26 protein-coding genes are annotated in these 25,780 nt (G+C 64.4%); 12 read left to right on the forward strand and 14 right to left on the reverse strand.

The genetic code is table 11. The features are described from left to right. The first annotated feature begins 18 nt into the window (after nt 1–18). Entirely contained in the window at nt 19–942 is a 924-nt protein-coding gene (locus R4P47_RS01750; protein ID WP_317783969.1) for a VWA domain-containing protein, read from the forward strand. A gap of 73 nt (nt 943–1,015) precedes the next feature. On the opposite strand, the gene R4P47_RS01755 is transcribed toward R4P47_RS01750, so the two are convergent. Further along, complete coding sequence (locus R4P47_RS01755) at nt 1,016–1,591, reverse strand: GNAT family N-acetyltransferase (RefSeq protein WP_317532676.1); 576 nt, start codon at nt 1,589–1,591, stop codon at nt 1,016–1,018. Between the two features lie 107 nt (nt 1,592–1,698). Between R4P47_RS01755 and R4P47_RS01760 the strand changes: the two genes are divergently transcribed. Together R4P47_RS01760 and R4P47_RS01765 are read left to right on the forward strand one after the other, a co-directional pair. Further along, on the forward strand, nt 1,699–2,187 hold the full coding sequence (locus R4P47_RS01760; protein WP_317547561.1) for a nucleoside deaminase: 489 nt from the start codon (nt 1,699–1,701) through the stop codon (nt 2,185–2,187). Nucleotides 2,188–2,234: 47 nt separating this feature from the next. After that, nucleotides 2,235–3,569 (forward strand): alpha/beta hydrolase, encoded by a 1,335-nt coding sequence (locus tag R4P47_RS01765; RefSeq protein ID WP_317547560.1) that lies wholly within the window; start codon nt 2,235–2,237, stop codon nt 3,567–3,569. An 11-nt stretch (nt 3,570–3,580) separates the two neighbouring features. Here R4P47_RS01765 and R4P47_RS01770 read toward each other — a convergent pair whose 3' ends face one another. The 6 genes from R4P47_RS01770 to R4P47_RS01795 all read right to left on the reverse strand — a co-directional run bounded on the left by R4P47_RS01770 (nt 3,581) and on the right by R4P47_RS01795 (nt 7,611). Beyond that, nucleotides 3,581–4,333, reverse strand: a complete 753-nt coding sequence (locus R4P47_RS01770) for a ferredoxin reductase (RefSeq protein WP_317547559.1) — start codon at nt 4,331–4,333, stop codon at nt 3,581–3,583. Between the two features lies 1 nt (nt 4,334). Then, nucleotides 4,335–4,934 (reverse strand): sulfite oxidase-like oxidoreductase, encoded by a 600-nt coding sequence (locus R4P47_RS01775; protein ID WP_317783971.1) that lies wholly within the window; start codon nt 4,932–4,934, stop codon nt 4,335–4,337. Then, nucleotides 4,925–5,236, reverse strand: coding sequence for a hypothetical protein (locus R4P47_RS01780; protein ID WP_317783972.1), 312 nt, complete (start codon nt 5,234–5,236; stop codon nt 4,925–4,927). Before R4P47_RS01780 ends, R4P47_RS01775 begins: the two co-directional genes overlap by 10 nt. A 24-nt stretch (nt 5,237–5,260) precedes the next feature. Further along, nucleotides 5,261–5,683: a YqhA family protein gene (locus R4P47_RS01785; RefSeq protein WP_188078549.1), complete on the reverse strand. Its 423-nt coding sequence runs from the start codon at nt 5,681–5,683 to the stop codon at nt 5,261–5,263. A 129-nt stretch (nt 5,684–5,812) separates the two neighbouring features. Beyond that, nucleotides 5,813–7,096: a competence/damage-inducible protein A gene (locus R4P47_RS01790; protein WP_317783973.1), complete on the reverse strand. Its 1,284-nt coding sequence runs from the start codon at nt 7,094–7,096 to the stop codon at nt 5,813–5,815. Between the two features lie 359 nt (nt 7,097–7,455). Next, entirely contained in the window at nt 7,456–7,611 is a 156-nt protein-coding gene (locus R4P47_RS01795; RefSeq protein WP_269596669.1) for a hypothetical protein, read from the reverse strand. 131 nt (nt 7,612–7,742) lie between these two features. Between R4P47_RS01795 and R4P47_RS01800 the strand changes: the two genes are divergently transcribed. The 5 genes from R4P47_RS01800 (at nt 7,743) to R4P47_RS01820 (ending at nt 13,037) form a co-directional block, all read left to right on the forward strand. Continuing rightward, on the forward strand, nt 7,743–8,390 hold the full coding sequence (locus R4P47_RS01800) for a hypothetical protein (RefSeq protein ID WP_317783974.1): 648 nt from the start codon (nt 7,743–7,745) through the stop codon (nt 8,388–8,390). Nucleotides 8,391–8,522: 132 nt separating this feature from the next. Further along, nucleotides 8,523–9,182 (forward strand): response regulator transcription factor, encoded by a 660-nt coding sequence (locus R4P47_RS01805; RefSeq protein ID WP_317783975.1) that lies wholly within the window; start codon nt 8,523–8,525, stop codon nt 9,180–9,182. 1 nt (nt 9,183) lies between these two features. Continuing rightward, nucleotides 9,184–10,584 carry a HAMP domain-containing sensor histidine kinase gene (locus R4P47_RS01810; RefSeq protein WP_317783976.1) on the forward strand — a complete coding sequence of 467 codons (1,401 nt, stop codon included), beginning with the start codon at nt 9,184–9,186 and terminating at the stop codon, nt 10,582–10,584. Nucleotides 10,585–10,708: 124 nt separating this feature from the next. Then, entirely contained in the window at nt 10,709–12,073 is a 1,365-nt protein-coding gene (locus R4P47_RS01815; RefSeq protein WP_149405222.1) for an MFS transporter, read from the forward strand. 25 nt (nt 12,074–12,098) lie between these two features. Continuing rightward, nucleotides 12,099–13,037 carry a TAXI family TRAP transporter solute-binding subunit gene (locus tag R4P47_RS01820; RefSeq protein ID WP_317783977.1) on the forward strand — a complete coding sequence of 313 codons (939 nt, stop codon included), beginning with the start codon at nt 12,099–12,101 and terminating at the stop codon, nt 13,035–13,037. A gap of 22 nt (nt 13,038–13,059) precedes the next feature. Here the strand turns inward: R4P47_RS01820 and araA are convergent, their stop codons facing one another. Genes araA through araB form a run of 3 tightly spaced genes read right to left on the reverse strand, consistent with a single transcriptional unit; the run spans nt 13,060 to nt 16,929 of the window. Next, nucleotides 13,060–14,544, reverse strand: a complete 1,485-nt coding sequence (araA, locus tag R4P47_RS01825) for an L-arabinose isomerase (protein ID WP_317532131.1) — start codon at nt 14,542–14,544, stop codon at nt 13,060–13,062. Nucleotides 14,545–14,581: 37 nt separating this feature from the next. After that, entirely contained in the window at nt 14,582–15,259 is a 678-nt protein-coding gene (locus R4P47_RS01830) for an L-ribulose-5-phosphate 4-epimerase (protein WP_149405225.1), read from the reverse strand. Further along, complete coding sequence (gene araB, locus R4P47_RS01835) at nt 15,256–16,929, reverse strand: ribulokinase (protein WP_317532132.1); 1,674 nt, start codon at nt 16,927–16,929, stop codon at nt 15,256–15,258. Before araB ends, R4P47_RS01830 begins: the two co-directional genes overlap by 4 nt. 255 nt (nt 16,930–17,184) lie before the next feature. Here araB and fdhA point away from each other — a divergent pair, with 255 nt between their 5' ends. Together fdhA and R4P47_RS01845 are read left to right on the forward strand one after the other, a co-directional pair. After that, on the forward strand, nt 17,185–18,402 hold the full coding sequence (fdhA, locus tag R4P47_RS01840) for a formaldehyde dehydrogenase, glutathione-independent (RefSeq protein WP_068046827.1): 1,218 nt from the start codon (nt 17,185–17,187) through the stop codon (nt 18,400–18,402). A 27-nt stretch (nt 18,403–18,429) separates the two neighbouring features. Next, nucleotides 18,430–18,633 (forward strand): zinc-ribbon domain-containing protein, encoded by a 204-nt coding sequence (locus tag R4P47_RS01845; RefSeq protein ID WP_068046830.1) that lies wholly within the window; start codon nt 18,430–18,432, stop codon nt 18,631–18,633. A gap of 60 nt (nt 18,634–18,693) precedes the next feature. Here R4P47_RS01845 and R4P47_RS01850 read toward each other — a convergent pair whose 3' ends face one another. Then, a complete protein-coding gene (locus R4P47_RS01850; RefSeq protein ID WP_317532133.1) occupies nt 18,694–19,851 on the reverse strand; it encodes a beta-ketoacyl synthase N-terminal-like domain-containing protein in 1,158 nt (385 codons plus the stop codon). 191 nt (nt 19,852–20,042) lie between these two features. Between R4P47_RS01850 and R4P47_RS01855 the strand changes: the two genes are divergently transcribed. Both R4P47_RS01855 and R4P47_RS01860 read left to right on the forward strand, forming a co-directional pair. Then, complete coding sequence (locus tag R4P47_RS01855; protein ID WP_317532134.1) at nt 20,043–21,650, forward strand: bifunctional diguanylate cyclase/phosphodiesterase; 1,608 nt, start codon at nt 20,043–20,045, stop codon at nt 21,648–21,650. Between the two features lie 113 nt (nt 21,651–21,763). Further along, nucleotides 21,764–22,696 (forward strand): arabinofuranosidase, encoded by a 933-nt coding sequence (locus R4P47_RS01860; protein ID WP_317532462.1) that lies wholly within the window; start codon nt 21,764–21,766, stop codon nt 22,694–22,696. A gap of 14 nt (nt 22,697–22,710) precedes the next feature. On the opposite strand, the gene R4P47_RS01865 is transcribed toward R4P47_RS01860, so the two are convergent. The 3 genes from R4P47_RS01865 to R4P47_RS01875 form a co-directional block, all read right to left on the reverse strand. Further along, a complete protein-coding gene (locus tag R4P47_RS01865) occupies nt 22,711–23,736 on the reverse strand; it encodes a phosphotransferase family protein (protein WP_317532135.1) in 1,026 nt (341 codons plus the stop codon). Then, nucleotides 23,733–24,944: an acyl-CoA dehydrogenase family protein gene (locus R4P47_RS01870; protein WP_317532136.1), complete on the reverse strand. Its 1,212-nt coding sequence runs from the start codon at nt 24,942–24,944 to the stop codon at nt 23,733–23,735. Before R4P47_RS01870 ends, R4P47_RS01865 begins: the two co-directional genes overlap by 4 nt. 91 nt (nt 24,945–25,035) lie before the next feature. After that, nucleotides 25,036–25,653 (reverse strand): TetR/AcrR family transcriptional regulator, encoded by a 618-nt coding sequence (locus tag R4P47_RS01875; protein ID WP_317532137.1) that lies wholly within the window; start codon nt 25,651–25,653, stop codon nt 25,036–25,038. Between the last annotated feature and the right edge of the window lie 127 nt (nt 25,654–25,780).

Genomic DNA, 25,780 nt, shown 5'->3' on the forward strand with positions numbered 1-25,780 from the left:
GCAGGAACTCTGAAGCCGTTGCGCCGCAAACCGAAACAGCTGACGGAGTCACCGTCGCTGTTTCGTCCCGGCGGCGGAAGCGGTGCGGTACTGATCGCTCAGGGCCGCAGCAAGCCGGGTAAGGCTTCCGGCGAGAACAATCCGTCGGCACCCGGATTCACCGAGGAATCGGCCGAAGTGATTCCGCTGACCGACGCGACCGAAAGCGAGTCGACTGCCGACGCCGCGACTCGGGCCCGCGCCCGAAAGATCGCGGCTCGTCTGGCAGTTCGGCGTCCACGCATCGACACACGCGCACGGCGTGGCGTCGGGGAGTTGACGTCTCTGCGCTATCGAGGCGGCAGTGACGAGATCGACCTGGACCGCATGCTCGATGTGTTGGCGGCCAATCCGATACCGGAAGACGATGACATCGTCGTCCGAGAACGCTTGCACACCAAGCGATCCATCGTCCTGGTGGTCGACATCTCCGGGTCGATGAAGGGCGAACGGGTGCGCACTGCGGCCGCGACCGTCGGCGCTCTGGCCGGTGAGATGAACCGAGACAACCTCGCCGTCGTCGCCTTCTGGTCCGACGCGGCCGTACTCAGTCGATTCGGCGACTCGCGGACCCCATTGAATATTCTCGACACCGTTCTCCGCATTCCGGCGCGGGGATTGACCAACGTGCAGTTCGCGCTCGAGACCGCGGCCGGGCTACTGCGTAGGGCGTCCGCTCCCGACCCACGGGTTCTTCTGCTCTCGGACTGCGTCCACAACGCCGGTCCCGATCCACGCCCGACCGCAGCCAGGATCGCGCGCCTCGACGTACTACTGGACACGTCGGGTGAACATGACGTCGACCTCGGACGGGATCTCGCGCGAACAGGGCACGGTCGTATACGGACCATCAAGACCTACCGCGACGTCGCACCGGCACTGAGTTCACTGTTCGGAGACTGACGTGTGAAGGTCGTGATTCGCGTGTTCTCCCACTACATCGGCATCAGGCACCTCTCGGGTCAGGAGTCGGACGTCACGTGCGCAGGTCTTTTCGCATGATTACTCGCGGGATTCCGCCCGATACCGATGTCGTCTCGGCTGCGAATTCGAAGCCTGCCGACTCGAACAGTCCGCGGGTGCCGACGTAGGCCATCGTCAGATCGACCTTTGCACCCTTGTTGTCCACCGGATAGCCCTCGATCGCCGGAGCACCGTGATCGGCCGCGAAGCGAACGGCACCGTCCAACAACACGTGTGCGATCCCGCGCTTGCGGTGTCCGGCCTTGACGCGGAAGCACCAGGCCGTCCACACCGGTAGATCGTCGATGTGCGGGATCTTGTTCGAGCGCGCGAACGGCAGCTCCGCGCGCGGTGCCACTGCAGCCCAGCCGACCACCTCGTCCCCGTCGTAGGCCAATACGCCCGGTGCGACTTTTCGACGGGTCAGCTTCTCGACGTATGCGGCGCGTTCCGAGCCGACGAGCGCTCTGTTGGTCGCGGAATCGATTCGATGACTCAGACACCAACAGACCGAGGACGTCGGGTTCTTCGGGCCGAGAATCGTCCGCAGATCTGCGAACGACGTGGCAGGCCGTACCGAGAAGCTCACCCGCCGACCATACCGAGGATCGGTGTCGAATTACCGGTCCGGCAGGCGGGATTTTCGAGGCGGTACGGTCGAGACGTGAACACTTCGATCGTCGGTGCCGGTGCACTGTGAGCATCTCTTCGAGCGACCGTGCTTTTCTGGCCCGGGCTGTGGATTTGGCGGCAGAGGCGGCGCGAACGGGCAACGATCCGTTCGGCTCGATTCTGGTGTCGGACAGCGGCGAGCTGTTGGCCGAGGACAGAAACAGGGTCGGCGACCTGAACGATCCCACCCAGCACCCCGAGATCGCACTGTCTCGGTGGGCTGCGACCAACCTGGACGCCGATCAGCGTCGATCCTCTACGGTCTACACCTCCGGTGAGCATTGTGTGATGTGCTCTGCGAGCCACGGCATAGTCGGACTCGGCCGCATCGTCTACGCCACGTCGACGGCTCAATTGCTCACGTGGCTCGAAGAATTCGGTGCTGCACCACTCGCGATCACGCCGTCGCCCATCGAGCAGATCGTGCCCGGCATCGCGGTGGACGGACCGGTCGCCGAGTTCAGCGACGCCGTTCGCGAACTGCACAGGCAACGTCACACTTCTGCGCAGTGATGGTGCAGGCAGACACCGAAGTCGGAGCAGGGCACCGTACGAGAGCGATGACGACTGCGCTCGCGGTGACCGGCGGCGCCGGCGTCGTACTCGCGTGGCTCGAGTTCGTCCTCATCCGTCAGCAGCTTGCGGTGGGATTGTGGGTCATCGCCGTGGCAGTGGTCGCGACATGTCTCTTCTTGTCCGATGCCAGAAAGCGTGTAGGCGTGGGGGCTTCGCTCGGGTCCGTCACCGTCGTGACTCAGGTGGCATGGTTGGTGACCGATATCCACGCACTGTGGGTTACGGCCTTGGCTGCGTCGATAGCGCTCGGCTTCTATCTGCTCGCGTCGGCATGGGCAGGCCGTTCGAAGGCCTCCGCTCGTGGGGTGGCCACCGCCGTCCCGGCCGGCTTCGTTGCAGCGATTGCATTGGTGATTTCCGTCGTGGTCGTCGGCACTGCGGCCAGTCCGGCACCACTGATTCGATCGCTGCATGCGTTGGGGCAGAGCAATTCCTTCGAGCCCGACACGCAGACGGCGACGGCGGTGGTCGACGGAGCACGCCTCACCAACGACATCGAATACGGCTCGACGCTTCCGAATTCGTTCCTCGACATCTACATCGCCGACGACGATCCATCGGTCAGCCGGCCCACGTACGTCGCGATTCACGGTGGTGGTTGGATTGTCGGGGACAAAACCGATGGTGCTCCCAGCGCAGATTCCGGCGGTGCGTCGTGGGCCGGCCCCATGCTCGACGCGGGCTACAACGTGGTGTCGGTGAACTACGCGTTCGCGCCGAGCTACCGATTTCCCACGCAGACAATCCAACTGGGCCAGGCCGTGCAGTTTCTGGAAACGAACGCGGACGGGTACGGACTCGACATGAGTCGCGTCGTCCTCGCCGGAACCAGTGCGGGTGGCCACATCGTGGGCAACTACGCTGCCGTGCAGACCGATTCCGATTACGCGCGGGCGCTGGGTATCGAGCCCACCATCGATCGAAGTGCTGTGAAGGCCTTGGTATTCGAGAGTGCTGCCCTCGATGTCGGTAGAGCGGGCGCACCGCAATCACCGAGCCCGTCGAACGGTTTCTTCTTCGACATCGCCGCCCGAAGCTACCTCGACACCACCGACCGAGCGTTGCTGGCGCAGGCGAACGTCATCGACAATGTCACGGCCGACTTTCCACCGAGTTTCATCTCCGACGGCAACACCGGTACCTTCCCCGACCAGGCAGCCGAACTGAGCGCTGCGCTGGATCGAGTGGGCGTCGACAACCGCCTGAACCTGTACAGCAAGAACGAGGCGAGACTGGACCATTCGTTCATGTCGGTGGATTCGGAATGGACCGACGACTACACCCGACTCAAGATCGAGTTCCTCGGCGACATCGTCTGATCCGCTGCTGCTCAGCTCGGTCCGAAACGCTCCGTTCGGATGTTCGCTGCCGAGTGGCCCCGCTCCACCAGCATGTCGGCCACGGTGTCCACGAAACTCGTGGGGCCGCAGATGTAGCAACGCGGCTCGAACTCCGCCGGCCATCCGTGCGCGTCGAGGTCCTCAACCGTGATGCGGCCGAGGGGCCGTGCGTTGCCGGCAGGAGCACGCCGCGTGTGGATCATGGTGACGTCCACGCCGGCCGGCGGACGAGCCCATTCGTCCGCGAAGTAGACCTCCGCCGGTTCGCGCACGGAGTACAGCACCCGGAACGGCACCCGACCGCCGTTCGCGGACGCCTGCGCACGAACCATCGCGCGGAGCGGGACGATGCCGGAACCGCCGCCCACCAACAGGATCGGCGGAGACGGGGTCTCGGAGGGCCGGGACGGCCGCCAGACGAACCATCGACCCACCGGCCCGCGGATCTCGATGCGATCGCCGACCTCGACGGCCTCGACCAGGTACGGCGATACCTCGCCGTCCGCGACGTTCTGCACCGTGATCTCGATGCGCGACGTTCCGTCGGGTGCCGACGCCAGGGAGTAGCTTCGCTGTGCGCTGTAGCCGTCCTCGGCGGTGAGCTTGACGTCCACGTGCTGCCCGGCAAGATGGCCGGGCCACCCGTCGACGTCGAGAACGAGGGTGGACGCGGTGGGTGTCTCACGCCGCACGGTCGCCACCGTGGCAACGAGCCAAGGTTTCGCCCCGGCCGCCGATGTCACGTCAGTCGCCCTGGTATCGCTGCTCGCGCCACGGATCTCCGTAGTCGTGGTACCCGCCGCGCTCCCAGAAGCCCTGTTCGTTCTCCACGGTGAGCTCGATGCGTGAGATCCACTTCGCCGATTTCCAGAAATACAGATGCGGGACCAGAAGCCTTGCCGGACCGCCGTGTTCGCGAGTCAGGGGAGCGCCGTCGAACTCGGTGACCAGCCAGGCCTTCCCATCCCTGAGGTCCTCGAGGGGAAGATTGGTGGTGTAGCCGTCGAAGCCGTGCACCACGACGTAGCCGGCATCGCTATCGAGACCATCCAGCAGAACGTCCAGGCTCACGCCCTTCCAGGTGGTGTCGAGCTTCGACCACTTGGTGACGCAGTGGATGTCGACGGTCGGAGTCTCGTGCGGAAGAGTCGCGAATTCGCCCCAGGTCCAGCTGCGAGTCTCGCCGCGTTCGGTGGTGATCGAGAACGACCACGTGTCGGTCGCGACCACGGGCGCAGGCCCGATCGCGAGGACGGGAAAATCCTTGGTCAGATACTGACCGGGGGGAGTACGCCCGTCGTCGCCGCGTCGACGGCCCACGAAGCCCTTCGAGATCAATGCCATGGTGGCAAATTGTCCTCCCGCGGTCGGGAGTCTGACAAGTCGGACGGGGCGACGATGTCGGAACGGACTGCCCTCGATCGCGGCATGATTCGACTACGGAGAGACAGCACGAATTCGACCGCCTTCCAGTACAGAATTCCGACAAGAATCGACAGGGCGAACGCCAACCATGGGTGGCCGTCGCGTAGCGGCAGGTAGACCTGGAAATGGGTCAGGTAGATGTACAGAGAGGCGCTCGCCAGCACTCCTGCCACCCGGCTCAGCATCGCGGGGAATGGAATCGACGACAGCCATACCAGCATGCACAGGCCGATAGCGACGATGACTCACGGACTGCGATGCCAGGTTGCGAACACGATCAGTAGACCGCCGACCAACGCGGTGGAAACACTCTGTGCGATGAGCTCATCAGGTTCCGGCCTGGTGATGGACACTTCGAGGAATCGCACGACGAGTACCAGCAGCAGCGTTCCTGCGGTCTGCCTCTTCAACTGACCGAACGAGGTGGTTGTCAGTGAAGGCGGCAGGTCGAGGTCGTGGACGAACAATTCCCACAGACCGAATCCGACGATGAGAAGCACGGTCGCGATCAGGATGGAGTCGATACTTTCGAACAGTTTGACCAGCGCTTTGTCGGAGGAGAGGCCCTCGACGATGAGCAGACGGACGAAGTCCACACCCTTGGCGAAGGCCCACATATAGGTGACGGCCGACAGCAGCAGCGCAGTCGATGCGCCGACGATGCTCATGAAACGGACTTTTTCGACGGCAAGTCGGCGACCCGTTGGCTGCCCGTCCACAGTTGGTTGTGGATGGTGCTCAGAGTGGTCCGTCGGTGATGACATGTGTGGGTCCCTCCTGCGCTGTCGACAAGACCTTCAGCGAGTCTCCAACGCGTCGGCGAGCATATGCATTGCCGCGGTGGTCGACAGTGCACGGACACTGGCCCGGTCCCCGGGGAGATGAAGGGTGTGGGTGACGGTAGGTCGGCCTGTGACGGCGATAGCGAAGCAGACGGTGCCGACCGGTTTGGCCTCGGTGCCACCACCCGGGCCCGCGACGCCGCTGGTCGATACCGCGATGTCGACGTTCAGTCGACTCAGTGCGCCTTCGGCCATCAGCGCGGCCACTGGCTCGCTGACTGCTCCGTGCTGGTCGATGATTTCGGCAGGGACGTCGAGCAGGCCCGTTTTCGCCTCGTTGGCGTAGGACACCACCGCGCCGATGACGTACGCCGACGATCCTGCGCGGTCGGTCAGGCGTGCGGCGATCATCCCTCCGGTGCACGATTCTGCCGTGGCGATCCGATGCCCGGACAGACGGTGCGCGACGATGTCGTCGATGGTGGACCCGTCGGTCGAAAAGACTCGTGCACCATGCATTTTTCCGACGAGACGTTCGAGTTCCATGTACGCAGGTCTCGCCGATTCGGCGTAGCGGGTCACCATTTCGAGCTCGCCGAGACTCAGACAGGTGGTGATCTCGAGATCGTCGAATTTCGTGATCTCGCGCTCTGCCGTTCGCAGCGTTTCGGCGAGGTCGGCCTCGGACAGTCGGTAGCCGCGAATGGTGTCCTGGCGCATCTGTGTGCGGCGGGCGAGGACCTCGGCGACGGGTGCGCTGTCGAGGGCCTCCGGCCACATCGCCTGCAGTTCGCGAGGTGGGCCGGGCAGAATGAGGACGGCGGGCAGTGACCTGGACTCGTCGGACGGTATCGCGACCCCGGGTGCGGTTCCGGTCGGTGAAATGGACTGCGCGCCTTGGGGAACCATCGCCTGCTTCCGAATACCGGCCCGTAGCGGCTCGGAGTCGGCTGCAGAACTCATGCGGCTTCGCCACCGTTGCACGATCGCGTGGATGCGATCTTCGAGCTCGGCATCCAGCGCCAATTCGCGGCCGTACAGTGCGGCGACTGTCGGAACGGTGAGGTCGTCCGCGGTCGGACCCAAACCTCCGGTGGTGACGATCAAGTCGACGCGTTGATCGGCCAGAAACCGCACCTGTGCAGTCAGATCGTCCGGGCGATCACCGCACACGGTGATGTGGGCAACGTCGACGCCCATCTCCAGAAGTCGCTGGGCCACCCACGGGCCGTTCCGGTCGGTGACCCGACCGGCCAGAACCTCGGTTCCCGTGACCACCACACCTGCTCGCACAGTCATCCTTAGACCTTACTGACCGGGGCGTGCCGGTGACTTCTGCGGTGGCAAACTTCTGCTGTTCACTGTGGCTGCGGGGCGAACACGTCCGGAACGTCATCCCGCTGCGCCGAACATCGAGTGCGGCGTCCATCAGTGCCGCCGCAAACGCGCGCGCGTTCGCCGGATGCTCGCGAAATAGTGGACGAACTCGCGCGCGTCTGACGAATGCGCGTGCGTTTGCGCGAACTCGTTGTTCACCAATCGAACTCGGGCAAGCCGGCCGGCGAATTACCTAGGAATCAGCACCGAAACGTGGTCAGGCCACAATGAAGCCGACGTTTTCGACGGCCGGGTGCGCGATCACGCCGTCGAACCGCGGTTCAGTTCTGCACGTTTCCGTTCTCGGGTGGGTGTGGCACGTTTTCCTCGTCCACGTGCGCGCCTTCGACGGCGTCCGTCTCGGGGGTGTGCTCTCGGGGGCCGTCGTTGCTGCCCTGCGAGGGGACTGCATCGCTTGCGTCGGTCGGCATCGTCATGAAATCTCCACGGAGTCGGGGCGACAGGTCGCCGATGGATGTACATCATGGGTGTGCCCCGCTGCGCCCAGAACTACACCCCCGAGATGCCAGAATGACGACACGACCCATCCCGAGAAGGCAAGGACTGCATGAATTCGACAGGCGCACAGGGCTCGGTGTGGTCGACGGTTGCGGTGATCGTCGGGATCGTTGCTGCCGGCACAGTTGTCGCCGGTCTGCTGCACGAACCGCAGCCTGACCCAGTGGTCATTCCGGGTTGCGAGGAGGTCGTTCAGCCAGAGGACTTGGTGCGAGTGAACTACGAATTTGTCAGCGTGGGTGACGCCGACATTTCCGAGGTGCCGTGGAGGTTCGAGGCCAAAGCACAAGCGATGACCGATGCCCTGATCGCGGCACTACCCACCGTAGCGACCGTCGAACCCGAACCGTTCGCACCGACCTTCGGCTTCGACGCGGTCGCGGTACGGCAGTCGCCGAACGGAGAGGCTGACGCGCTCGGAACCGTCACCGTCGGCAACCGGACCGGCATGCTGACAGTCACCGTCGGACTGTCCGACGAGGCCGCCGGTCCGTGCTTCGCCGGCTTCGTGGAGGAGCGTTCAATGCGAGAAGACGGCACCGTTCTCGATACAGTGGACCGGACCGACACACACCGCGTTGTTGCGCATGCGCCCGATGGCACCCGAATCGATGTGAACGCCAATGACGTACTGACACTCGAGCAAGTCATCGATATCGCACTGGCACCGGGCCTTCGCGCGAGCACCCCAGCCTGACGGGTTCCGTGCTCACACGGGCCGCACCTGAACGTTCACTACCGTCGCCCAACGGCGGTATCCCGCGCATGACACCCGATCGTGAACACTCATGCCCGCGTCCACCCCCGATGGTGGCCTATCTTGAGTTCGATGCGAATTGCTGTGGTGGAAGACGACGACGGACTCGGCGACGCGTTGGTGGACGCGTTGACCGAGGTGGGGCACACGCCTGTCCGTATGCGCCGCGGCGCCGACGCCCTGCTCGGCTACCACGACATGGACGTCGTGCTGCTCGATCTCGGGCTGCCCGACATGGACGGCCTCGAGGTTCTGCGGAAGCTCAGGACGCTGAGTTCGGTTCCGGTGGTGGTACTGACGGCGCGGGACGACGAGCGCTCGGTGGTACGGGCCCTGCGCGGCGGCGCAGACGACTACGTAGTCAAGCCGGCTCGATTGGGTGAATTACACGCCCGACTCGAGGTGGCCGCACATCGTCGAAGTTCGGCGTCGGGACCCGCGGCGGACAGGCTGACGCTCGGGGACGTCGTCGTCGATCTCCCCGGTCGTGCCGTGGAAGTCGGTGGACGCGCTGTTGCACTGACTACCAAGGAGTTCGACCTGTTGGCGCATCTCGTGACGCGTCGCGGCGAAGCGGTGAGCCGGGAACAGTTGATGGACGCCATCTGGGGCGATGCGTACGTAGCGATCTCGCGGACGCTGGATGTGCACATGACTGCATTGCGTTCCAAGCTCGATCGCCCGGGTGCCATCGTCACCATCCGCGGCTTCGGCTACCGCTGGGACACCTGACGTGCGACGGCGTGTCCTGTTGGTGTTGATGATCTACTCCACCGTCGTCGTGCTTGCGCTGTCGGTTCCTCTCGCGCTCCTGGTCGGTCGCGAACGGGCCCAACGGTTCGGCGAGAACAGGGCCGCGGCAGCATCGTTCTTTGCCGAACTCAGCTCACGAGAAGACGAATCCGGCGTGGCCCGTATCCGAGAATCGGTGCAGCGCAATAACAATCTGTACGAGGAGGGCGTTGCGGTCGTCGACCGCACCGGAGAGGCACGCGCGGTGTCCGGCCTGGACCTGCAGCGCGACGACGTCCAGCAGGCGGTGGCAGGAGCGTTGCGCAATCAGCGTGGTGACCTACCGTCGAGTCTGACGCCGTGGTCGGATTCCTCGGTGTTGATTGCCGCACCGGTCGGTGGGGGCACCCAAGTGGACGGCGCAGTGGTTCTCGAGGCGTCCACCGATTCTGCGCGTAGGGACGTCGCGATCACCTGGGCGGTCATCGCCCTCGGTGCCATGCTGATTCTCGCAACGGTCGCGGTGATCGCTGTTGCGTTGTCGCGCTGGGTCGTTCGTCCGCTCACCGCACTGTCCTCGCGAGTCCACTCGTTCGGCGACAAGTTCCACGATCAGGCGTCGATCGAAGGTTCGCAACGACTCGAACCGGTGCCCTATGTCGGGCCACCGGAGGTGCGTGAGCTGTCCAGTGCCTTCGAGGCAATGGCCGACGACGTCGAGGCCGCCACCGCTGCGCAACGCCGATTGGTGGCCGATACTGCCCATGCTCTCCGGAACCCACTGGCAGCGTTGCGAATTCGGATGGATGTTCTGGGAATGCGGGTTCCGGATTCGGCAACCGATGCGCACCTGCGGACCACGCTCGAGGTCGATCGTCTGAGCTCCGTTGTGGAAGACCTGCTCGTTCTCGCAGCTGCCGAAACCCCGACGACCACTCGATCCCCAGGGTGTGACCTCGGTGCGGTCGTCGCAGATCGAGTCGGATTCTGGTCGAGCTCGATAGCCGTGGCCGACATGACCGTGCACGTCTCGGAGCCGAAAGCCGACACGGAGTGTCGCGTTGCGATGTCCGAGGACGACCTGACTCGAATTCTCGACGCTCTGCTGAGCAATGCAACCAAGTACGCCGGCTCCGGCACCGGCATCGAGGTCAGCTACCGAACCGGTGACGCGGACGTCACGATGTGGTTGTCCGACAACGGACCCGGCGTGCCTGCAGACGAGCTCACCAAGGTCGTCGATCGGTTCTATCGAGCGTCGGGTGCGCACGGCGACGGTACCGGTCTCGGTCTGTCGATCGTCCACGCCCTGACCGAGCGAGCCGGTGGATCACTTCGAGTCATGGCGCGTCGACCAGTGGGACTTCGGATCGAGCTGCGGCTGCCGAGGGCCGTTTCCTAAGGGAGTGTTAGGAAATCCGAAACGGCTTGGTTCCAGGCTGTGCTTGCCGTCACAGTAGGGAGGCTTCGGTTGCCGATCGTTGCCAGGCAGCCCAATTGCCCGCTGAATGTGGAAGGACCAACCCATGGCCAACGAGGCCACCTCGCTCACCGGTTCGACGCTCCCGAGTCCACCCGTCTCCTCGCGCGCTGCCACCCGCCGTGCCGTCTTCAACACGTTGCGGGGGTCGTCCGGAAACCTGGTCGAGTGGTACGACGTGTACGTCTACACCGTCTTCGCGACGTACTTCGAGAATCAGTTCTTCGACTCCGCCGACAAGAATTCCACCATCTACGTGTACGGGATCTTTGCGGTCACGTTCTTGATGCGACCGGTCGGGTCGTGGTTCTTCGGCCGCTACGCGGACCGCAACGGGCGCAGGGCAGCGCTGACGTTCAGCGTCTCGATGATGGCCGCGTGCTCGCTGGTCATCGCGCTCACTCCGGGACGGGAGAGCATCGGCGTATGGGCCGCCGTGATCCTGATCCTGTGCCGTCTCGTTCAGGGCTTCGCCACCGGCGGTGAGTACGGTGCGTCGGCGACGTACATGTCCGAGGCCGCCACCCGCGAGCGTCGGGGATTCTTCTCGTCGTTCCAGTACGTCACCCTCGTCGGTGGGCATGTGCTCGCACAGGTGACTCTGCTGCTGATGCAGGTGTTCCTCGAGCGCGAGCAGATCGAGGACTTCGGTTGGCGCATAGCCTTCTTCATCGGCGGAGTGGCCGCAGTGGTGGTCTTCTGGCTCCGCCGCAGCATGGACGAATCCTTGACCGAGGATCAACTCGACGCAGTGCGCAGCGGTGCGGACAAAGCCTCCGGCTCCTTGAAGGAATTGGTCGCCAACCACTGGCGGGCGTTGCTGATCTGCTTCATGGTGACGGCCGGTGGCACCATCGCGTTCTACACCTACAGCGTCAATGCACCCTCGATGGTCAAGACCGCATACGAGGACCGGGGGATGACCGGTACCTGGATCAACCTCGCCGGTCTGGTCTTCCTCATGCTGCTGCAGCCCATCGGCGGAATGATCAGCGACAAGGTGGGTCGCAAGCCGCTGCTCGTCTTCTTCGGCATCGGTGGCGTGCTGTACACCTACGTACTCATCACGTACCTTCCGACGGCGACGTCGGTGGTCCAGTCACTCGCACTGGTGTGCGTCGGCTACGTCATCCTCACCGGATACACCTCGATCAATGCGATCGTCAAAGCGGAACTGTTCCCCTCGCACGTCCGTGCACTCGGCGTCGGCTTGGGGTACGCACTCGCGAACTCGGCCTTCGGTGGCACGGCACCACTGATCTATCAAGCCGCGAAGAACGGTGGGCACGTGGGTTGGTTCATTCTGTACGTGACGGTCGTGATCGCCATCTCGCTGCTGGTGTACATCTTCGTACTGCGCAACAAGTCCGAGACCGTGCTCGACCGAGAGCAGGGCCGAGCGTTCCAGTGACCGGCTACGCCTTACAGTGACTGGCATGGCCGAGCCCGCAGCGTCGTTCTCACGTAGAACGGCGCTGCAGGCCGGTCTGTTGGCCCTGAGCGCTGCCGTCGTGGGTGGCTGTGCCTCGGATCCGCCGATGCAGCTGCGCCTCGCGGCAGGCGAGGTCGGCGGTTTCTTCTGGGAGTTCGCCGGATTGCTGTCCGACGCTGCCGCGAGAACCGATGTCGCCGAGGTCGTTCCACTCACGACGGCCGGCTCCGTCGACAACCTCGAGGCGTTGGGTTCACGGCAGGCCGAGCTGGCCCTGACGCTCATGGACGCCGCCTACAGTCATCCGAGCGGAGAGCTGGCGGCGGTCGGGTGCGTTTACGAGAACTACTTCCAAGTGGCTGTACGAGCGGACTCCGATATCGAGTCCATGGACGGTCTGCGAGGGCGAAAGGTGAGCATCGGTGCCCCGGGATCCGGTGCCACCGAAGTGTCGCAGCGAGTCCTCCGCGCAGCGGGTGTGGCCGAAGGCGGTGCTGTCGATCAGGTTCAGCTGTCGATGAGCTCGGCAGCAGATGCACTGACGAGCAACGAAATCGACGCCGTGATGTGGGCAGGCGGGTTGCCGACTCCGGCATTTGCCCAGCCCCGAGCCGCGATTCGTCTACTCGATCTGGGCACCGTCGTCACTGATCTCAGACGCGAATTCGGTACCGCGTACGAGGCGGTGCCGGTGCCGCCGAACGTGTACGGCGAGCATCCGGAGGTCACCACCGTCGGTATTCCGAATCTTCTGCTGGCACATCTGGACGTGCCGGACCGCGTGGTCGCTGCACTGGTGAGTGTGCTTCTCGATCAGTCGTCCGCGCTGGTGCCCGGTCAGGCGATCGGCAGCCAATTTCTCGACGCGCGGTCATTGGTCATGACCGGAAGCATCCCCCTCCACCCCGGAGCCGAACAGGAATACCGAAGACGTCACGGGTGAGCTGGCGGCCGGAGCAACGACCTCACAACTTCGCCGCGAGTCGGTGGTATGCCGCGTTCCATCGCAGTGTCTGTTGGAATTGACGTGTGGTGGTTGCGGAGTCGATGGTGAGCAGCTCGACGCCGATCATGTCCGAGAATGCCTCCAGCACAGGCAGGCCGATCGCGGTACTGAGAACCGTGTGGTGGGGTGCTCCTGCGGTCAGCCACGACTCGGCCGATACCGACAGCGAGGGCTGCGGCTCCCACACAGCGCAGGCCACCGGCAGATTCGGTAGCGCCTCGTCAGGCTCGACGACGTCGATCACGTTGGCCGTCAATCGGAATCGTTCACCGACGTCCGAGAGTCCGACGACGACGCCGTGGCCGGGATCGGCGGTGAAGCGCAGGCGCACCGGGTCTTCGCGGCCGCCGATGGAGAGCGGATGGATCTCGAGCGTAGGCCGCGAGGTCGTGATCGACGGGCACACTTCGAGCATGTGTGCGCCGAGGATCTTCTCGGCCCCCGGGACGAGGTTGTAGGTGTAGTCCTCCATGAACGACGTTCCACCGTCGAGTCCCTCGGCCATCACCTTCATGGCGCGCAACAACATCGAGGTCTTCCAGTCGCCCTCACCGCCGAACCCGTACCCGTCGGCCATCAGGCGCTGCACCGCGAGTCCTGGCAACTGGCGAAGCCCACCGAGATCCTCGAAGTTCGTGGTGAAGGCCGTGAATCCACCGTCGGTGAGGAACTTCCGCAGCCCGGCCTCGACCCGGGCGCCGTACCGGAGCGATTCGTGGCGGTCACCGCCCTTGTCGAGACTCGGTGCGATGTCGTACGACGACCGGTATTCGTCGATCAGGTCGGACACGGCCGATTCGCTCACGCCGTCCACGACCTCGACCAGATCGTTGACGCCGTACGTGTTGACGGAGACTCCGAATCGCAGTTGGGCTTCGACCTTGTCGCCCTCCGTCACTGCGACGTCGCGCATGTTGTCGCCGAAACGTGCCAGGCACAGTGACTTCAACTCCGCGCGGCCGAGAGCTGCTCGCACCCACTGCTCCGCACGCTCGATCACCGCGGGGTTGTCGACGTGGCCTGCCACGATCGTGCGCAGAACACCCACCCGAGATTCGACGTGTCCGAACTCGCGGTCGCCGTGGGCGGCCTGATTGAGATTCATGAACTCCATGTCGATCGTCGACCACGGCAACGACATTCCGGCCTGCGTGTGCAGGTGCAGCAGCGGGACATCCAACGCGTCGAGGCCGGCAATCCACATCTTGGCGGGGGAGAAGGTGTGCATCCAGGTCACGACGCCCACACATTCGTCGGCGGCGTTCGCCTCGCGCATACGGCGCAGAATGGACGACGCGTCGAGCAGCACCGGCTTCCAGACCACCGAGACGGGCAGTGCCGCATCGAGTTTGTCTGCGATCTCGCGAGACTGAACTGCTACCTGCTCGAGGGTCTCGGGGCCGTAGAGGCTTTGGCTGCCGGTGAGAAACCATATTTCGGACATGGGGGTACCTCCGGGGAGAGAAGATCGGGCGCGCCGGTCAGCGCTGGCCGTAGACGTTCTGATAGCGGTCGTAGAGTGCGTCGACCTTCGAGCTCGGAATGGGAAGAGGCTGTCCCAGTTGATAAGCCAGGTGTACCGACCTCGCGACGTCCTCGCACATGACCGCGGCTTTCACCGCAGATCGGGCGGATGGGCCGACCGCGAAGACACCGTGGTTCTGCATGAGGATCGCCGGAGATCGACTGTCGGCGAGGGTATCGACGATGCCGCGTCCGATCGAGTCGTCGCCTATCACGGCGAAGGGGCCGACCGGAATGTCTCCGCCGAATTCGTCCGCGCACATGGTGGTGACCACAGGGATGGGTTCTCCTCGGGCCGCCCACGCCACCGCGTAGGGCGAATGTGTGTGCACCACACCGCCGATGTGGTCGAGATGCCGGTACACATAGGCCTGCGCCTCGGTGTCCGAGGAGGGTGCATGGTCACCCTCGACCACCCTGCCGTGCAGATCGCACACCACCATGTTGCCGGGCGTGAGGTCGTCGTAGGAGACTCCGCTGGGCTTGATGACCATGAGGTCCCGGCCGGGGACCCTCGCCGAGACGTTGCCTGCCGTCCAGACCACCAGTCCGTAGCGCACCAACTCGGCGTGCAATCTGCACACGTCACGGCGCACTTCCTCGATGACCTCGCGCACATCGTCGACGACCGTCATGACGCGTCCACCTTTCGCGTCAGTGCGTCACGTCGAAGCGCCCGCAGTCGGCGCATGGTCGGCACGTCTCGGCCGAATCGATCGTGTAACTCCAGATAGATCTCGAACAGGGAATCGTAGGCCGCCGAGCGTGATTCGTCGGGCACGAATGCGCCGCGACGTACCTTGCCCATCGATTTCGCCGCGACGGGTACATCGGGGTAGCACCCGGCTGCCACCGCGGCATGGATGGCCGATCCCAGTGCCGGTCCCTGTGCAGAAGCGATGACCGACAACGGCATTCGCAGCACATCGGCGTATATCTGCATCAGGAGCGGGTTGCGTGCCAACCCTCCCGCCACCACGAACTCCTCGACCGGAACGCCGCTGTCGCGGAACGTCTCGACGATGACTCGGGTTCCGTACGCCGTTGCTTCGAGTAGCGCGCGGTAGGTGTCCTCGGGCCGCGTCGCCAGCGTGGTTCCGATGACCAACCCGGAGAGTTCGTGATCGACCAGGACCGATCGGTTTCCGCTGTGCCAGTCGAGCGCGACGAGCCCGTGCTCACCCACGTCCTGCGTCTGCGCGAGACGCGTCAGGTGCTCGTGTACCGACTCACCCGCCGCTTCCGCCGCCTCGCTGTACGACGCGGGAACCGAGGTCCGTGTGAACCATCCGAAGATGTCGCCGACGCCGCTCTGTCCTGCCTCGTAGCCGAAGGATCCGGCGACGATTCCACCGTCCACCACCCCGCACATGCCGGGAACTTCCTTCAGGACGGTCGAACTCATCACGTGGCAGGTCGAGGTTCCCATGATGGCGACCATCCGGCCCGGTTCCACCGCTCCGGCCGCGGGGGCCGTCACGTGCGCGTCGACGTTGCCGACCGCGACGGCGATGCCCTCGGGCAGCCCAGTCCAGTGCGCGGCTTCGGCGGTCAATGTACCTGCGCGAGAACCCAACTCGCCCAACGGCTGATCGAGTTTGTCGGCGACGAAGGAGCCGAAGCCCGGTGCCAACTCGCTGAGGAAGTCCGCGGACGGGTAGTGCCCGTCCTGATAGATGCCCTTGTATCCGGCAGTGCACGCATTGCGCACGTAGTGTCCGCAGAGCTGCCAGACGATCCAATCGGCCGCTTCGACCCATCGGTCCATCGCGTCGTAGATCTCGGCGTCTTCCTCGTGGATCTGCAGCGCCTTGGCGAACTCCCATTCCGAGGAGATCAGTCCGCCGTAGCGAGGGAGCCAACTCTCGCCGCGCTGTTCTGCCAGTTCGTTGATGCGGTCCGCCTGCCCCTGTGCTGCATGGTGTTTCCACAATTTCACGTACGAGTGCGGCCGATCGGCGAAGCGCGGATCCTCACACAGCGGAGTGCCGTCGGCGTAGGTGGGCACCATGGTGCACGCGGTGAAGTCGGTACCGATGCCGACGACCTGGTCGGGTTCGATGCCCGCGGCGGCCAGAGCAGCAGGCACCGCGCGGCGCAGGACGTCGCGATAGTCGTCGGGCACCTGCAGTGCCCACGCGTCGGGCAGCCGGACCGTGCCGCCGGGCAGCGTCTCCTCGAGCACCGCGTGTCGGTAATCGTGGACTGCCGAGGCAATTTCGGCACCGTCGGACACGCGAACGACGACGGCGCGTCCGGACAGGGTGCCGAAATCGACACCTACCGTGTACTGGTCAACCGGCATGCAGAACTCCTTCGCGGTGCCACTCGCTGTGACGTGTGCAACACAGTGTGAGCGCTAACATCGGTCGAGTCAAGTGTGTGGGATGCATCGGTTCATCGAGTGCGAGGCGAGAGTGTTCACTCGCGCCGATTCGAGTTTCTCGTCAACGCACCTATTCGCAACTGTGCATACTGGTGTGAGGCAGGCCACAGGTGCGATCGGGTCGATGATCTCGGCTCGATGAGCACACAACTCACTCGACGAAGAGGAGAACTCATGGCAGACAACCGCGCAGTGACGTACGCAGGACCGGGCAAAGTGGAAGTCCAGGACATTGCTTTTCCGGGCCTGGAGTTGACCGACGGCCCTGGAGTGAACCCGGCGAACATCGGCCGCAAGTGCGAGCACGGAGTGATCCTCAAGGTTGTCTCGACCAACATCTGCGGCAGTGATCAGCACATGGTTCGCGGGCGAACCACTGCACCCGAGGGGTTGGTGCTCGGTCACGAGATCACCGGTGAGATCGTCGAGGTCGGTAGAGACGTCGAGTTTCTGAAGGTCGGTGACATCTGCTCCGTACCGTTCAACATCGCCTGCGGCCGGTGTCGTAACTGCAAGGAGCGCAAGACCGGAATCTGTCTGAACGTCAACCCCGATCGACCGGGTTCGGCATTCGGCTACGTGGACATGGGCGGTTGGGTCGGCGGCCAAGCCGAATACGTCATGGCACCGTACGCAGATTTCAATCTGCTCAAGTTTCCCGATCGTGACCAGGCCCTGGAGAAGATTCTGGACCTGACCATGCTGTCGGACATCTTTCCCACCGGGTTCCACGGGGCGGTGACCGCAGGGGTGAAACCCGGTGCGACGGTGTACATCGCGGGTGCGGGTCCGGTCGGCCTCGCCGCCGCTGTCGGCGCACAACTATTGGGAGCGTCGGTGGTGATCGTCGGCGACATGAACGCCGACAGGCTCGCCCAAGCGCGAACGTTCGGTTGCGAGACCGTCGACGTGGGCAAGGGAGCTCCGCAGGATCAGATCGAGCAGATCCTCGGAGTCCCCGAGGTCGACGCGGCCGTCGATGCGGTGGGATTCGAAGCCCGCGGACACGGCGGAGATTCGTCTCGTGAAGCGCCTGCGACGGTTCTCAATTCGTTGATGGACATCACCACGGCCGGCGGCGGAATCGGCATCCCGGGGCTGTACGTCACCGGAGACCCCGGTGGCGTGGACGAGGCGGCCCAGCGCGGCGCGCTGTCGTTGAGTCTCGGCACCGGTTGGGCGAAGTCGCTGTCGTTCGCCACCGGTCAGTGCCCGGTGATGAGCTACCACCGTGAATTGATGAATGCGATTCTGAAGGAACGTGTCTCGATCGCCAAGGCCGTGAACGCCACCGTCATCTCGCTCGACGACGCACCACGCGGCTACCGTGAATTCGACAGCGGAGTCGCACAGAAGTTCGTCATCGATCCCCACGGCATGATCGCGAGCTGACTCCGTCCGGACCCCTAGGCTGGTGTCATGTTTCTTCTCTTCGGTTTCGGCAGCAAGCGCAAACACATCGGCCCGGGGGCAACCCGAAACTGTCCGCGGTGCCACAACACCACCCAGTGGGCGCGGATGAAGCAGTACCAGCAATTCACGCTGTTCTTCGTTCCGGTCGCACGCTGGAAGCGCGTCGAGTTCGAGGAATGCGGAATCTGCGGTAACGCAGCGCAGGTCTGAAGTCTGCACGTCGAGCCGGCAGCCCGCGACCACGCGGGCTGCCGGACCGACGAGTGCAGCTCACGCTGGAGCCAACACCACCACCGAGTTGTGTCCGCCCATTCCCAATGACGATTTCACAGTCAATCCTGCCTCGGCGGTGGTGAATCCGTCGAGCAGCAGGGGATGAGCATCAGAGACCTGCGGGGCCGCCGGAACGAGTCCGCGCTCGAATCCCATGACTGCCGATACGGTTTCGATTGCCGAGGCCGCCCCCTGGCAATGTCCCGTCAGTGGCTTCACCGAGTACACCTGTGCGTGGGATCGAAGCACCGTCTCCAACATCGCAGTTTCGGCCGCATCGCACTGTGCGGTGCCGGGACCATGAGCGTTGAGATACCGCACCTGCCGGGCAGTGACGTCGGCGTCGACCAACGCCTGCTCGAAGCAGGCCCGCACCTGGGTGAGCGCAGGGTCGATCGAGGTGGCATGAAACGCGTCGTGTGTCATCGAACCGCCCAGTACCCGCGCGTACGAGGCCGAGCTTCGCGTCGACAGAACGAATGCCGTTGCAGCCTCACCCATTCCGAACCCGCGGCTGCCTTCCTGGAAGGGGCGGCAGCCGTCCTGGGGCTCCACGTCCACGATGCCGACGCCCAGTTTCACGAAGTGGTCGATGTTCTCCGGAGTCAGAGACAGATCGGTGGCCACGAACACCACGTCGTCGACGAACCCGGTATCGAGCCACATCTTGGCGGTGAGCAGCCCTGCATTGCCCGACGCGCACATCGCCGAGACATTCATGGCCGGCCCGTGAAAGCCGTATTCCTGCATCAGTAGGGACACCGGAGTCGACGGCATCAGCGTGAGATAGTCGCGAACCCGGCGTTCGCCGCCGTCGTGCAGATAGAAGTTGCGCCACTCGTCCACTTCACCCAGAACGACGGCGTGGATGAGACCCACTCGTCGACCGGGTTGCCAGCCCCGCGCCATCGCGTCGTCGATGGCCTCCCGCGCTGCCCCGCGAAGTGCCCGCCCGAATCGGCTGGTGCCATCGCTCCGGTCCCCGCCGTCGGGGACTTTCGCCAGCCACACCGGGTTCTGCCCCGGTCGGGTGTGGTCGTGGTGCAGCGTGGCCGCCGCCTTGCCCGTGGACAGGCCGTCCCAGAGGGCGGCTGCGCCCCAGCCGTAGCCGGACAGTGCGCCGATACCGGTGATGTCGATGCCGAGAGAGCTCACGTCGAAATCCGTTTCTTGTCGAGTTACGCGAACCGGATTCGGCTCGCTCCTCGATTTAGCCCCGCAAACAGGCGTCAGGTCCAGCCGAGAAACCGGACATAAAGCTCAAAACAGACATGAGTCGCCAACGGCACGTTCGTAAGTGGTTCAATCGGGTGTTGACCGTCCGTCTACGATCGCGAGGACCGAGCATGGCTCCAGGGGAGCGTGATGGCGTCGGCGACCCCCGATCGAGTCCCGCGTTGCCCGGGCTCGCCGATCGCTACCGGGTTCTCGTCGAACATTCGCCGGACGCCATCGGTGTCCATCGACGAGGCATCCTCGTCTACCTCAACCCTGCCGGGATGCGGTTTCTGCGTGCCGAGGCAGCAACAGACGTCATCGGGCATCCGATCACGAAGTTCATCGCCGCCGAATCGGTGGGCCCCATGCTCGCGCGGATCGCCGCGCTCGACACACACGGCACCGCCAGCGCCGCGTCGGAAGCGACGGTGCTGGCCCTCGACGGGACGACACTGGCGATGGAAGCGGTATCGGTGCGCACGGTGTGGAACGGTGAGCCGGCGTTTCAGGTCATTCTTCGCGATCTCACCGAACACAAGGCGGCGCAGAAGGCGCTGCAGAAGCAAGCCGCTCTGGTCGAGCACGTCAGCGATGCCATCATCGGTGTGTCCGCCGACGGTCTGGTGTCGAGCTGGAATCCCGCTGCGGAGTCGGTCTACGGTCGACCGGCAGCGGACGTGCTCGGCCGTGACGTGTCGGCGGCCGTCGGGGTGCCCTGCGATCCGGCCGCGATTCTCGCTGTCGGCGGCCGACTGACGGATTCCCATCGACATGCCGACGGGACGGCGCTTGCGGTGATCGTGTCGGCTGCCCAGATGCCCGACGGTTACGTGTTGGTCTGCGCCGACCAGAGCGCAGTACGCAGAGTCGAGGATCATTTCACCGCGGTCGTGGAATCGCTGGAGGCCGGTGTCGTCGTTCTCGATCACACCGGCCGTATCGAATCGGCGAACCTGGCTGCGAAGACCATTCTCGACATCCAGGTCGGGTTGGCGACCGCAGGACAGGCATCGGTTCTTCCGTTTCGGGTGTACGGCACCGACGAAGAGCCGATTCACCCGTTCGAGCATCCGGTCGCCGTCACCAGGAAAACCGGTGAGCCCTGCCAGGCGGTGATCGGGGTCGAGCGTCGCCGAGACGGTCGGAACTTCTGGTTGTCCTTGACGGCGACGATGCTCACCCCGGTCGACCCGAATCCCTCCGTGGTGGCGACGTTCGTCGACATCACCGACACCTATCGGATGAGCATGAAGCTCGAGCATGCTGCGACGCATGACGACCTGACCGGTCTGCCGAACAGGCCCCTGATTCTGGCTCGCCTCGACGAACAGCTGGCCAAGCCCGATCGCGAGGACTCCATGGCCGTGCTGTTCATCGACCTCGACAACTTCAAGACCATCAACGATCTGCACGGTCATACTGTCGGCGACGCCGTTCTGGGGGTGGTCGCAGACCGACTGACACGCGCGCTCCCGGCCGATGCCTTCGTGGGTCGTATCGGGGGTGACGAGTTCGTGGCGGTCGTTTCGCGGTGCGTCGGTACCGAGGCCGACGACGTTCGTGCCGAACTGGCCACGCCCATCACCGCCGCGGGACGAGTGTTGACGGTGACGGCGAGCATCGGTGTCGTCACCGTCGACCGCGACGACACCCGAAGTGCACTGGACATACTCGACGATGCCGATCACGAGATGTACCAGGCCAAGCCCGCAACCCAGTACATTTCGCATTCATAACAACATCGGTAACGATCTGTTGTAGCTGTTACCAAAGTTACGCATGGTGCGTACGGGTCGGACATACTTCCTCGGTGACATTCACCGCACGCAGGTTCCTGTTCGTCGTCCCGATGGTGATCCTGACTGTCGCCGGACTGCTGTTCTCCGCCGCAGGGACAGGTGGCGCTGCACCCTCCGCGTGGCGCTACACGATGGTGGCGTTCAGCAACGACAGTGATCGAGACATGGATGTCTACCAATCCAGCGACGGTACCGATTTCGCAGCACTGCAGACATCGGCGTACCGACCTCCGTCCGGGGTGGTGCGCGACGCGAGCATCTTCCGGCAAACCGACGGGATGTACTACGTGACGTACACGACCGGCGGCGGTGCGAACATCGGCTTCGCGCGCAGCAGTGACCGCGTGAACTGGACGTTCCTGCAGAACTTCCCGATCCCGTTCTGCTGTGCTTTCCTTCCGGGCACCGGAGCCGGAACCGGATCTGCCAGCCCTCCCGGATTCAGCGGATCGGCCGGCTTCTCGGACGGACCGTCGTTGTCTCCGTTCACCACGAAGGCATGGGCACCCGAGTGGTTCGTCGAGGGTGACCGCGTCAGCGTCATCGTCTCCCTGTCGACCGGCGGAGGGTTCGTGCCGTATCTGATGACGGCCATGGATCCAGGCCTGAGGATGTGGAGCTTCCCGGTTCCGTTCGTCGGCATCGGAGCGGACCACATCGACACCACGGTGGTCAAGGTAGGGCCGACCTACCACGCGTTCACCAAGAACGAGACCCACAAGGTCATCGAGCACTGGACGGCACCGTCGTTGATCGGGCCGTACACCGTCGTTCCCACCCGCGATTTCGGACCACTGAAAGAAGGCCCGGCAGTCATCGAGTTGCCCGACGGCACCTGGCGGTTGTACTACGACGACTACACCAACCGAAAGTACTTCTACTCCGACAGCACGGACGGGCTGAACACCTGGTCCGAGCCACAGGAGCTTCCGGGTGTGTCCGGCACCGTCCGCCACGTCGGTGTGATGAGAGAACCTGCCTGACAGCGGGGTTCGCGTCAGTCGGTGGTTCCTGCGAGTGCTCGCAGCCCGGCCGCGATGAACTCCCCGGTGGCCTCGGCGGCCTTGCCTGCACCGGCCCCGGTGTCGGAGCCCGACAGCGCACGGTAGGTGATTCCCTCGCCGATCACTCCGAGTTTGAAATTGGCGAGGGCGAGGTAGAAGCCCCAATCATGAAGCTCCCGACCGGATTCCACTGCGTAGTGTTGCGCGAGGTCTGCCGCGGAGGGGTACCGATCGCTCGTCCAGGCAGCGTCCGCGCCGAGGACCGCATCGAAGACCGGTTGGCGGTAGATGCACATCAGCGCCACGTCGGTCAGCGGATCGCCGAGCGTGGACATCTCCCAGTCCACCACCGCGGCAACGGAACCGACGTCATGTGCGTCGAGAATGGTGTTGTCGACGCGATAGTCGCCGTGCACGATGGACGACGCAGATCCCGCCGGTACTGCTGCTTCCAGCGCACGATGCAATCGTTCGACGTCGGGTAGATCACGAGTCTTGACTCGTTCCCACTGCCGAGCCCACGTCGCGACCTGTCGCGAGACGAACCCGTCGGGACGGCCGAAGCTGCCGAGGCCCACAGAGTCGGGATCGACCGCATGCAGCCTGGCGAGCACTCGGACCAACTCGGCGGCGTTCTCGGTGACCTGCGCATCCGTCAGATCGCGAAGATCCTCGCGGCTACGAACGACTCGGCCGGGTACGAAGTCGACGACGGTCATGGGTGCACCGAGCACCGAGCCGTCTCGATCGAACGCAATGGTCCCGGCGACCGGAACGTCGGTGGATGCAAGCGCTTCCGTGACGGCCCACTCGCGGGCCATGTCGTGCGCCGAGGGGGTGAGCCCACTCGTGGGAGGGCGGCGAACAACCCATGTCGAGGAGTCGTCGAATGCCTTGTAGGTGAGATTGGAGCGACCCCCGCTGATCATCTCGACCGACAGTTCACCGTCGACCTCGATGCCGTTCCCTCGCAGGAACTGCTCGAGCGCATCGCGATTCATGCCCGGAAGTTCGCTCACGACTGTGCCTCCCGCGCTGCGCGCTTGGCTGCACCGATCGTCCGCTTGGCGATGGCCCAGCGGTGTACCTCGGACGGGCCGTCGTACACACGGAACGGACGCACCTCGCGTGAGAGCCTCGCCAGCGGAAGATCGTCCGATACGCCGAGCCCCCCGCACATCTGAATGCTGCGGTCGACGATGCGGAAGATCGCCTCGGCGGCGAACGTCTTGGCAATGGAGGTCTCGTTGCTCGCGTGCCCACCCCGATCCAGCTCGAAGCAAGCCTTGATCAGCAGTGCGCGGGTCGCCGCGATGTCGATCTCGTTGTCCGCGACCATCTTCTGCACCATGCCGAGATCGCCGAGCTTGCCGCCGAATCCCTCGCGCTGAGCGACCTGCGCCACGGCGATGTCGTGGGCCCGCCTGGAAGCTCCGAGCCACCGCATCACGTGAGTCATGCGGGCGGGGCCCAGACGTACCTGGGCGTAGGCGAATCCTTCGTCGACGGCTCCGAGCACGTTCTCGTCGGGCACGAACACGTTCTCGAAGAACACCTCGCAGTGACCGCCGATCATGGCCTTGTCCAGGGTGCCGATATGTCGGCCGACCGTGATGCCCACAGTGTCGGCGGGGGCGAGGAACATCGTCGCTCCGCCTCGATCGCCGGGCTTACCGGAGGTGCGAGCCATGATGATGAAGAACCCGGCACCATCGGCACCGGTGATGAACCACTTGTGTCCGTTGATCTTCCAGCCGCCCTCGACCTGTTCCGCCGCGGTGGTCAGGGCCGACGGATCGGAACCGGCACCCGGTGCGGGTTCGGTCATCGCGAAAGCCGAGCGCATGTCACCGCGCGCCAGGGGGGCGAGAAACTGCTCCTTCTGTGCCGCCGACGCGATGTGCGCGAGCATGTGGACGTTGCCCTCGTCGGGCGCACCGAGGTTCAGCGCGATGGGGCCGAACAGTGAATAACCGGCTTCCTCGAACACCGGAGCGCGGTCACTCATGGACAGACCGTGGCCGCCGTATTCGACGGGGGCATGTGGGGCGAACACGCCGGCATCCTTGGCGGCCGCCTGCATCTCGACGCGAAGTCGGTCGCCGCCGGCATCGGCGACGTTCCCCAGAAATCTGTCCTCGATGGGAAGCACGTGTTCGCGAGTGAACGTGCGTGTCCTCTCGATCAACTTCTCGATGTCGGGGTCGAATGTCAGATCGATGGCCACGATGCGCTCCCATTCCGGTGCCGACCGAACACTCGCTCGGTCACTGGAAGGTTGGCACAATCACTCGATCGGGTCAAGGATTCCGGGGCAGCTACTCCGGCCCGCCGGTCGTAGCTCCGACCGTACGACGGGCAATGTCGAGATACACCGCCACCAGCTCGCTCGGAGACAGCGGCCCGTCGGGTCGATACCACGTTGCGACACCGACGCACATCGTCGTGACGGCTCGGCTGGCATCCGCCGGGTGCGGAGTGTCGAAGACGCCGGACTCGACGCCGTCGACGACGATGGCGTCGAGCACTCGTTGTTCCTCGTCCCGCTTCGCGATGTATGCGGCGCGATTCGCGGATTCGAGGCTGCGAATCTCCGTCGAACACACGAAGGCGGCGTCGCGTCGGTGAATGTGGAACAGCAGCAGGGACTCCACGACCGCGTCGAACCGATCGCTCGGCAACGGCCCTGCTTCGTTCTCGGCCGATCGAGTCCGATCCAGCAGTTCGTCCATCGACGCGTCCATGATGCCGACCAACAGCGCCTGCTTCGATGGAAAGTGGTGGTACAGGCCGGGAACGGACAGGCCGGCACCTGCAGCGATCTGCCGCACCGATGTGCCGTGGTACCCCTGCTCGACGAACGTGTTCAACGCCGACGCCAATGCTGGGGAGAGGTTCGATCCCTCGTACGTGCGCCAGATGCGGGTCGCGGTCATGCGCTTACCGTAGAGGTCGACCGGGGTGTCGCCGGCCGCTACGCACCGGGTTGACACCGAAGTTGTGATCCGCAACACTGTGAACACCTTCACCGAGCGAGTGTTCGGTCGGTCCTCCTGGGCCGAG

This window comes from Rhodococcus sp. IEGM 1370 (genome assembly GCF_033142325.1).
Lineage (GTDB): Bacteria > Actinomycetota > Actinomycetes > Mycobacteriales > Mycobacteriaceae > Rhodococcoides.

Bases quoted from the DNA above. Each gene is read 5' to 3' on its own strand.
- R4P47_RS01830 (WP_149405225.1), bottom strand. From the start codon at position 15,259: ATGACGGTCGTCGACGATGTGCGCGAGGTCATCGAGGAAGTGCGCCGT.
- R4P47_RS01820 (WP_317783977.1), top strand. From the start codon at position 12,099: ATGGCCGAGCCCGCAGCGTCGTTCTCACGTAGAACGGCGCTGCAGGCC.
- R4P47_RS01780 (WP_317783972.1), bottom strand. From the start codon at position 5,236: ATGCTGGTATGGCTGTCGTCGATTCCATTCCCCGCGATGCTGAGCCGG.
- araB (WP_317532132.1), bottom strand. From the start codon at position 16,929: ATGCCGGTTGACCAGTACACGGTAGGTGTCGATTTCGGCACCCTGTCC.
- R4P47_RS01775 (WP_317783971.1), bottom strand. From the start codon at position 4,934: ATGGCATTGATCTCGAAGGGCTTCGTGGGCCGTCGACGCGGCGACGAC.
- R4P47_RS01765 (WP_317547560.1), top strand. From the start codon at position 2,235: ATGACGACTGCGCTCGCGGTGACCGGCGGCGCCGGCGTCGTACTCGCG.
- R4P47_RS01795 (WP_269596669.1), bottom strand. From the start codon at position 7,611: ATGACGATGCCGACCGACGCAAGCGATGCAGTCCCCTCGCAGGGCAGC.
- R4P47_RS01860 (WP_317532462.1), top strand. From the start codon at position 21,764: ATGGTGATCCTGACTGTCGCCGGACTGCTGTTCTCCGCCGCAGGGACA.
- R4P47_RS01785 (WP_188078549.1), bottom strand. From the start codon at position 5,683: ATGAGCATCGTCGGCGCATCGACTGCGCTGCTGCTGTCGGCCGTCACC.
- araA (WP_317532131.1), bottom strand. From the start codon at position 14,544: ATGTCCGAAATATGGTTTCTCACCGGCAGCCAAAGCCTCTACGGCCCC.
- R4P47_RS01815 (WP_149405222.1), top strand. From the start codon at position 10,709: ATGGCCAACGAGGCCACCTCGCTCACCGGTTCGACGCTCCCGAGTCCA.
- R4P47_RS01875 (WP_317532137.1), bottom strand. From the start codon at position 25,653: ATGACCGCGACCCGCATCTGGCGCACGTACGAGGGATCGAACCTCTCC.
- R4P47_RS01805 (WP_317783975.1), top strand. From the start codon at position 8,523: ATGCGAATTGCTGTGGTGGAAGACGACGACGGACTCGGCGACGCGTTG.
- R4P47_RS01845 (WP_068046830.1), top strand. From the start codon at position 18,430: ATGTTTCTTCTCTTCGGTTTCGGCAGCAAGCGCAAACACATCGGCCCG.
- R4P47_RS01800 (WP_317783974.1), top strand. From the start codon at position 7,743: ATGAATTCGACAGGCGCACAGGGCTCGGTGTGGTCGACGGTTGCGGTG.
- fdhA (WP_068046827.1), top strand. From the start codon at position 17,185: ATGGCAGACAACCGCGCAGTGACGTACGCAGGACCGGGCAAAGTGGAA.
- R4P47_RS01855 (WP_317532134.1), top strand. From the start codon at position 20,043: ATGGCTCCAGGGGAGCGTGATGGCGTCGGCGACCCCCGATCGAGTCCC.
- R4P47_RS01790 (WP_317783973.1), bottom strand. From the start codon at position 7,096: ATGACTGTGCGAGCAGGTGTGGTGGTCACGGGAACCGAGGTTCTGGCC.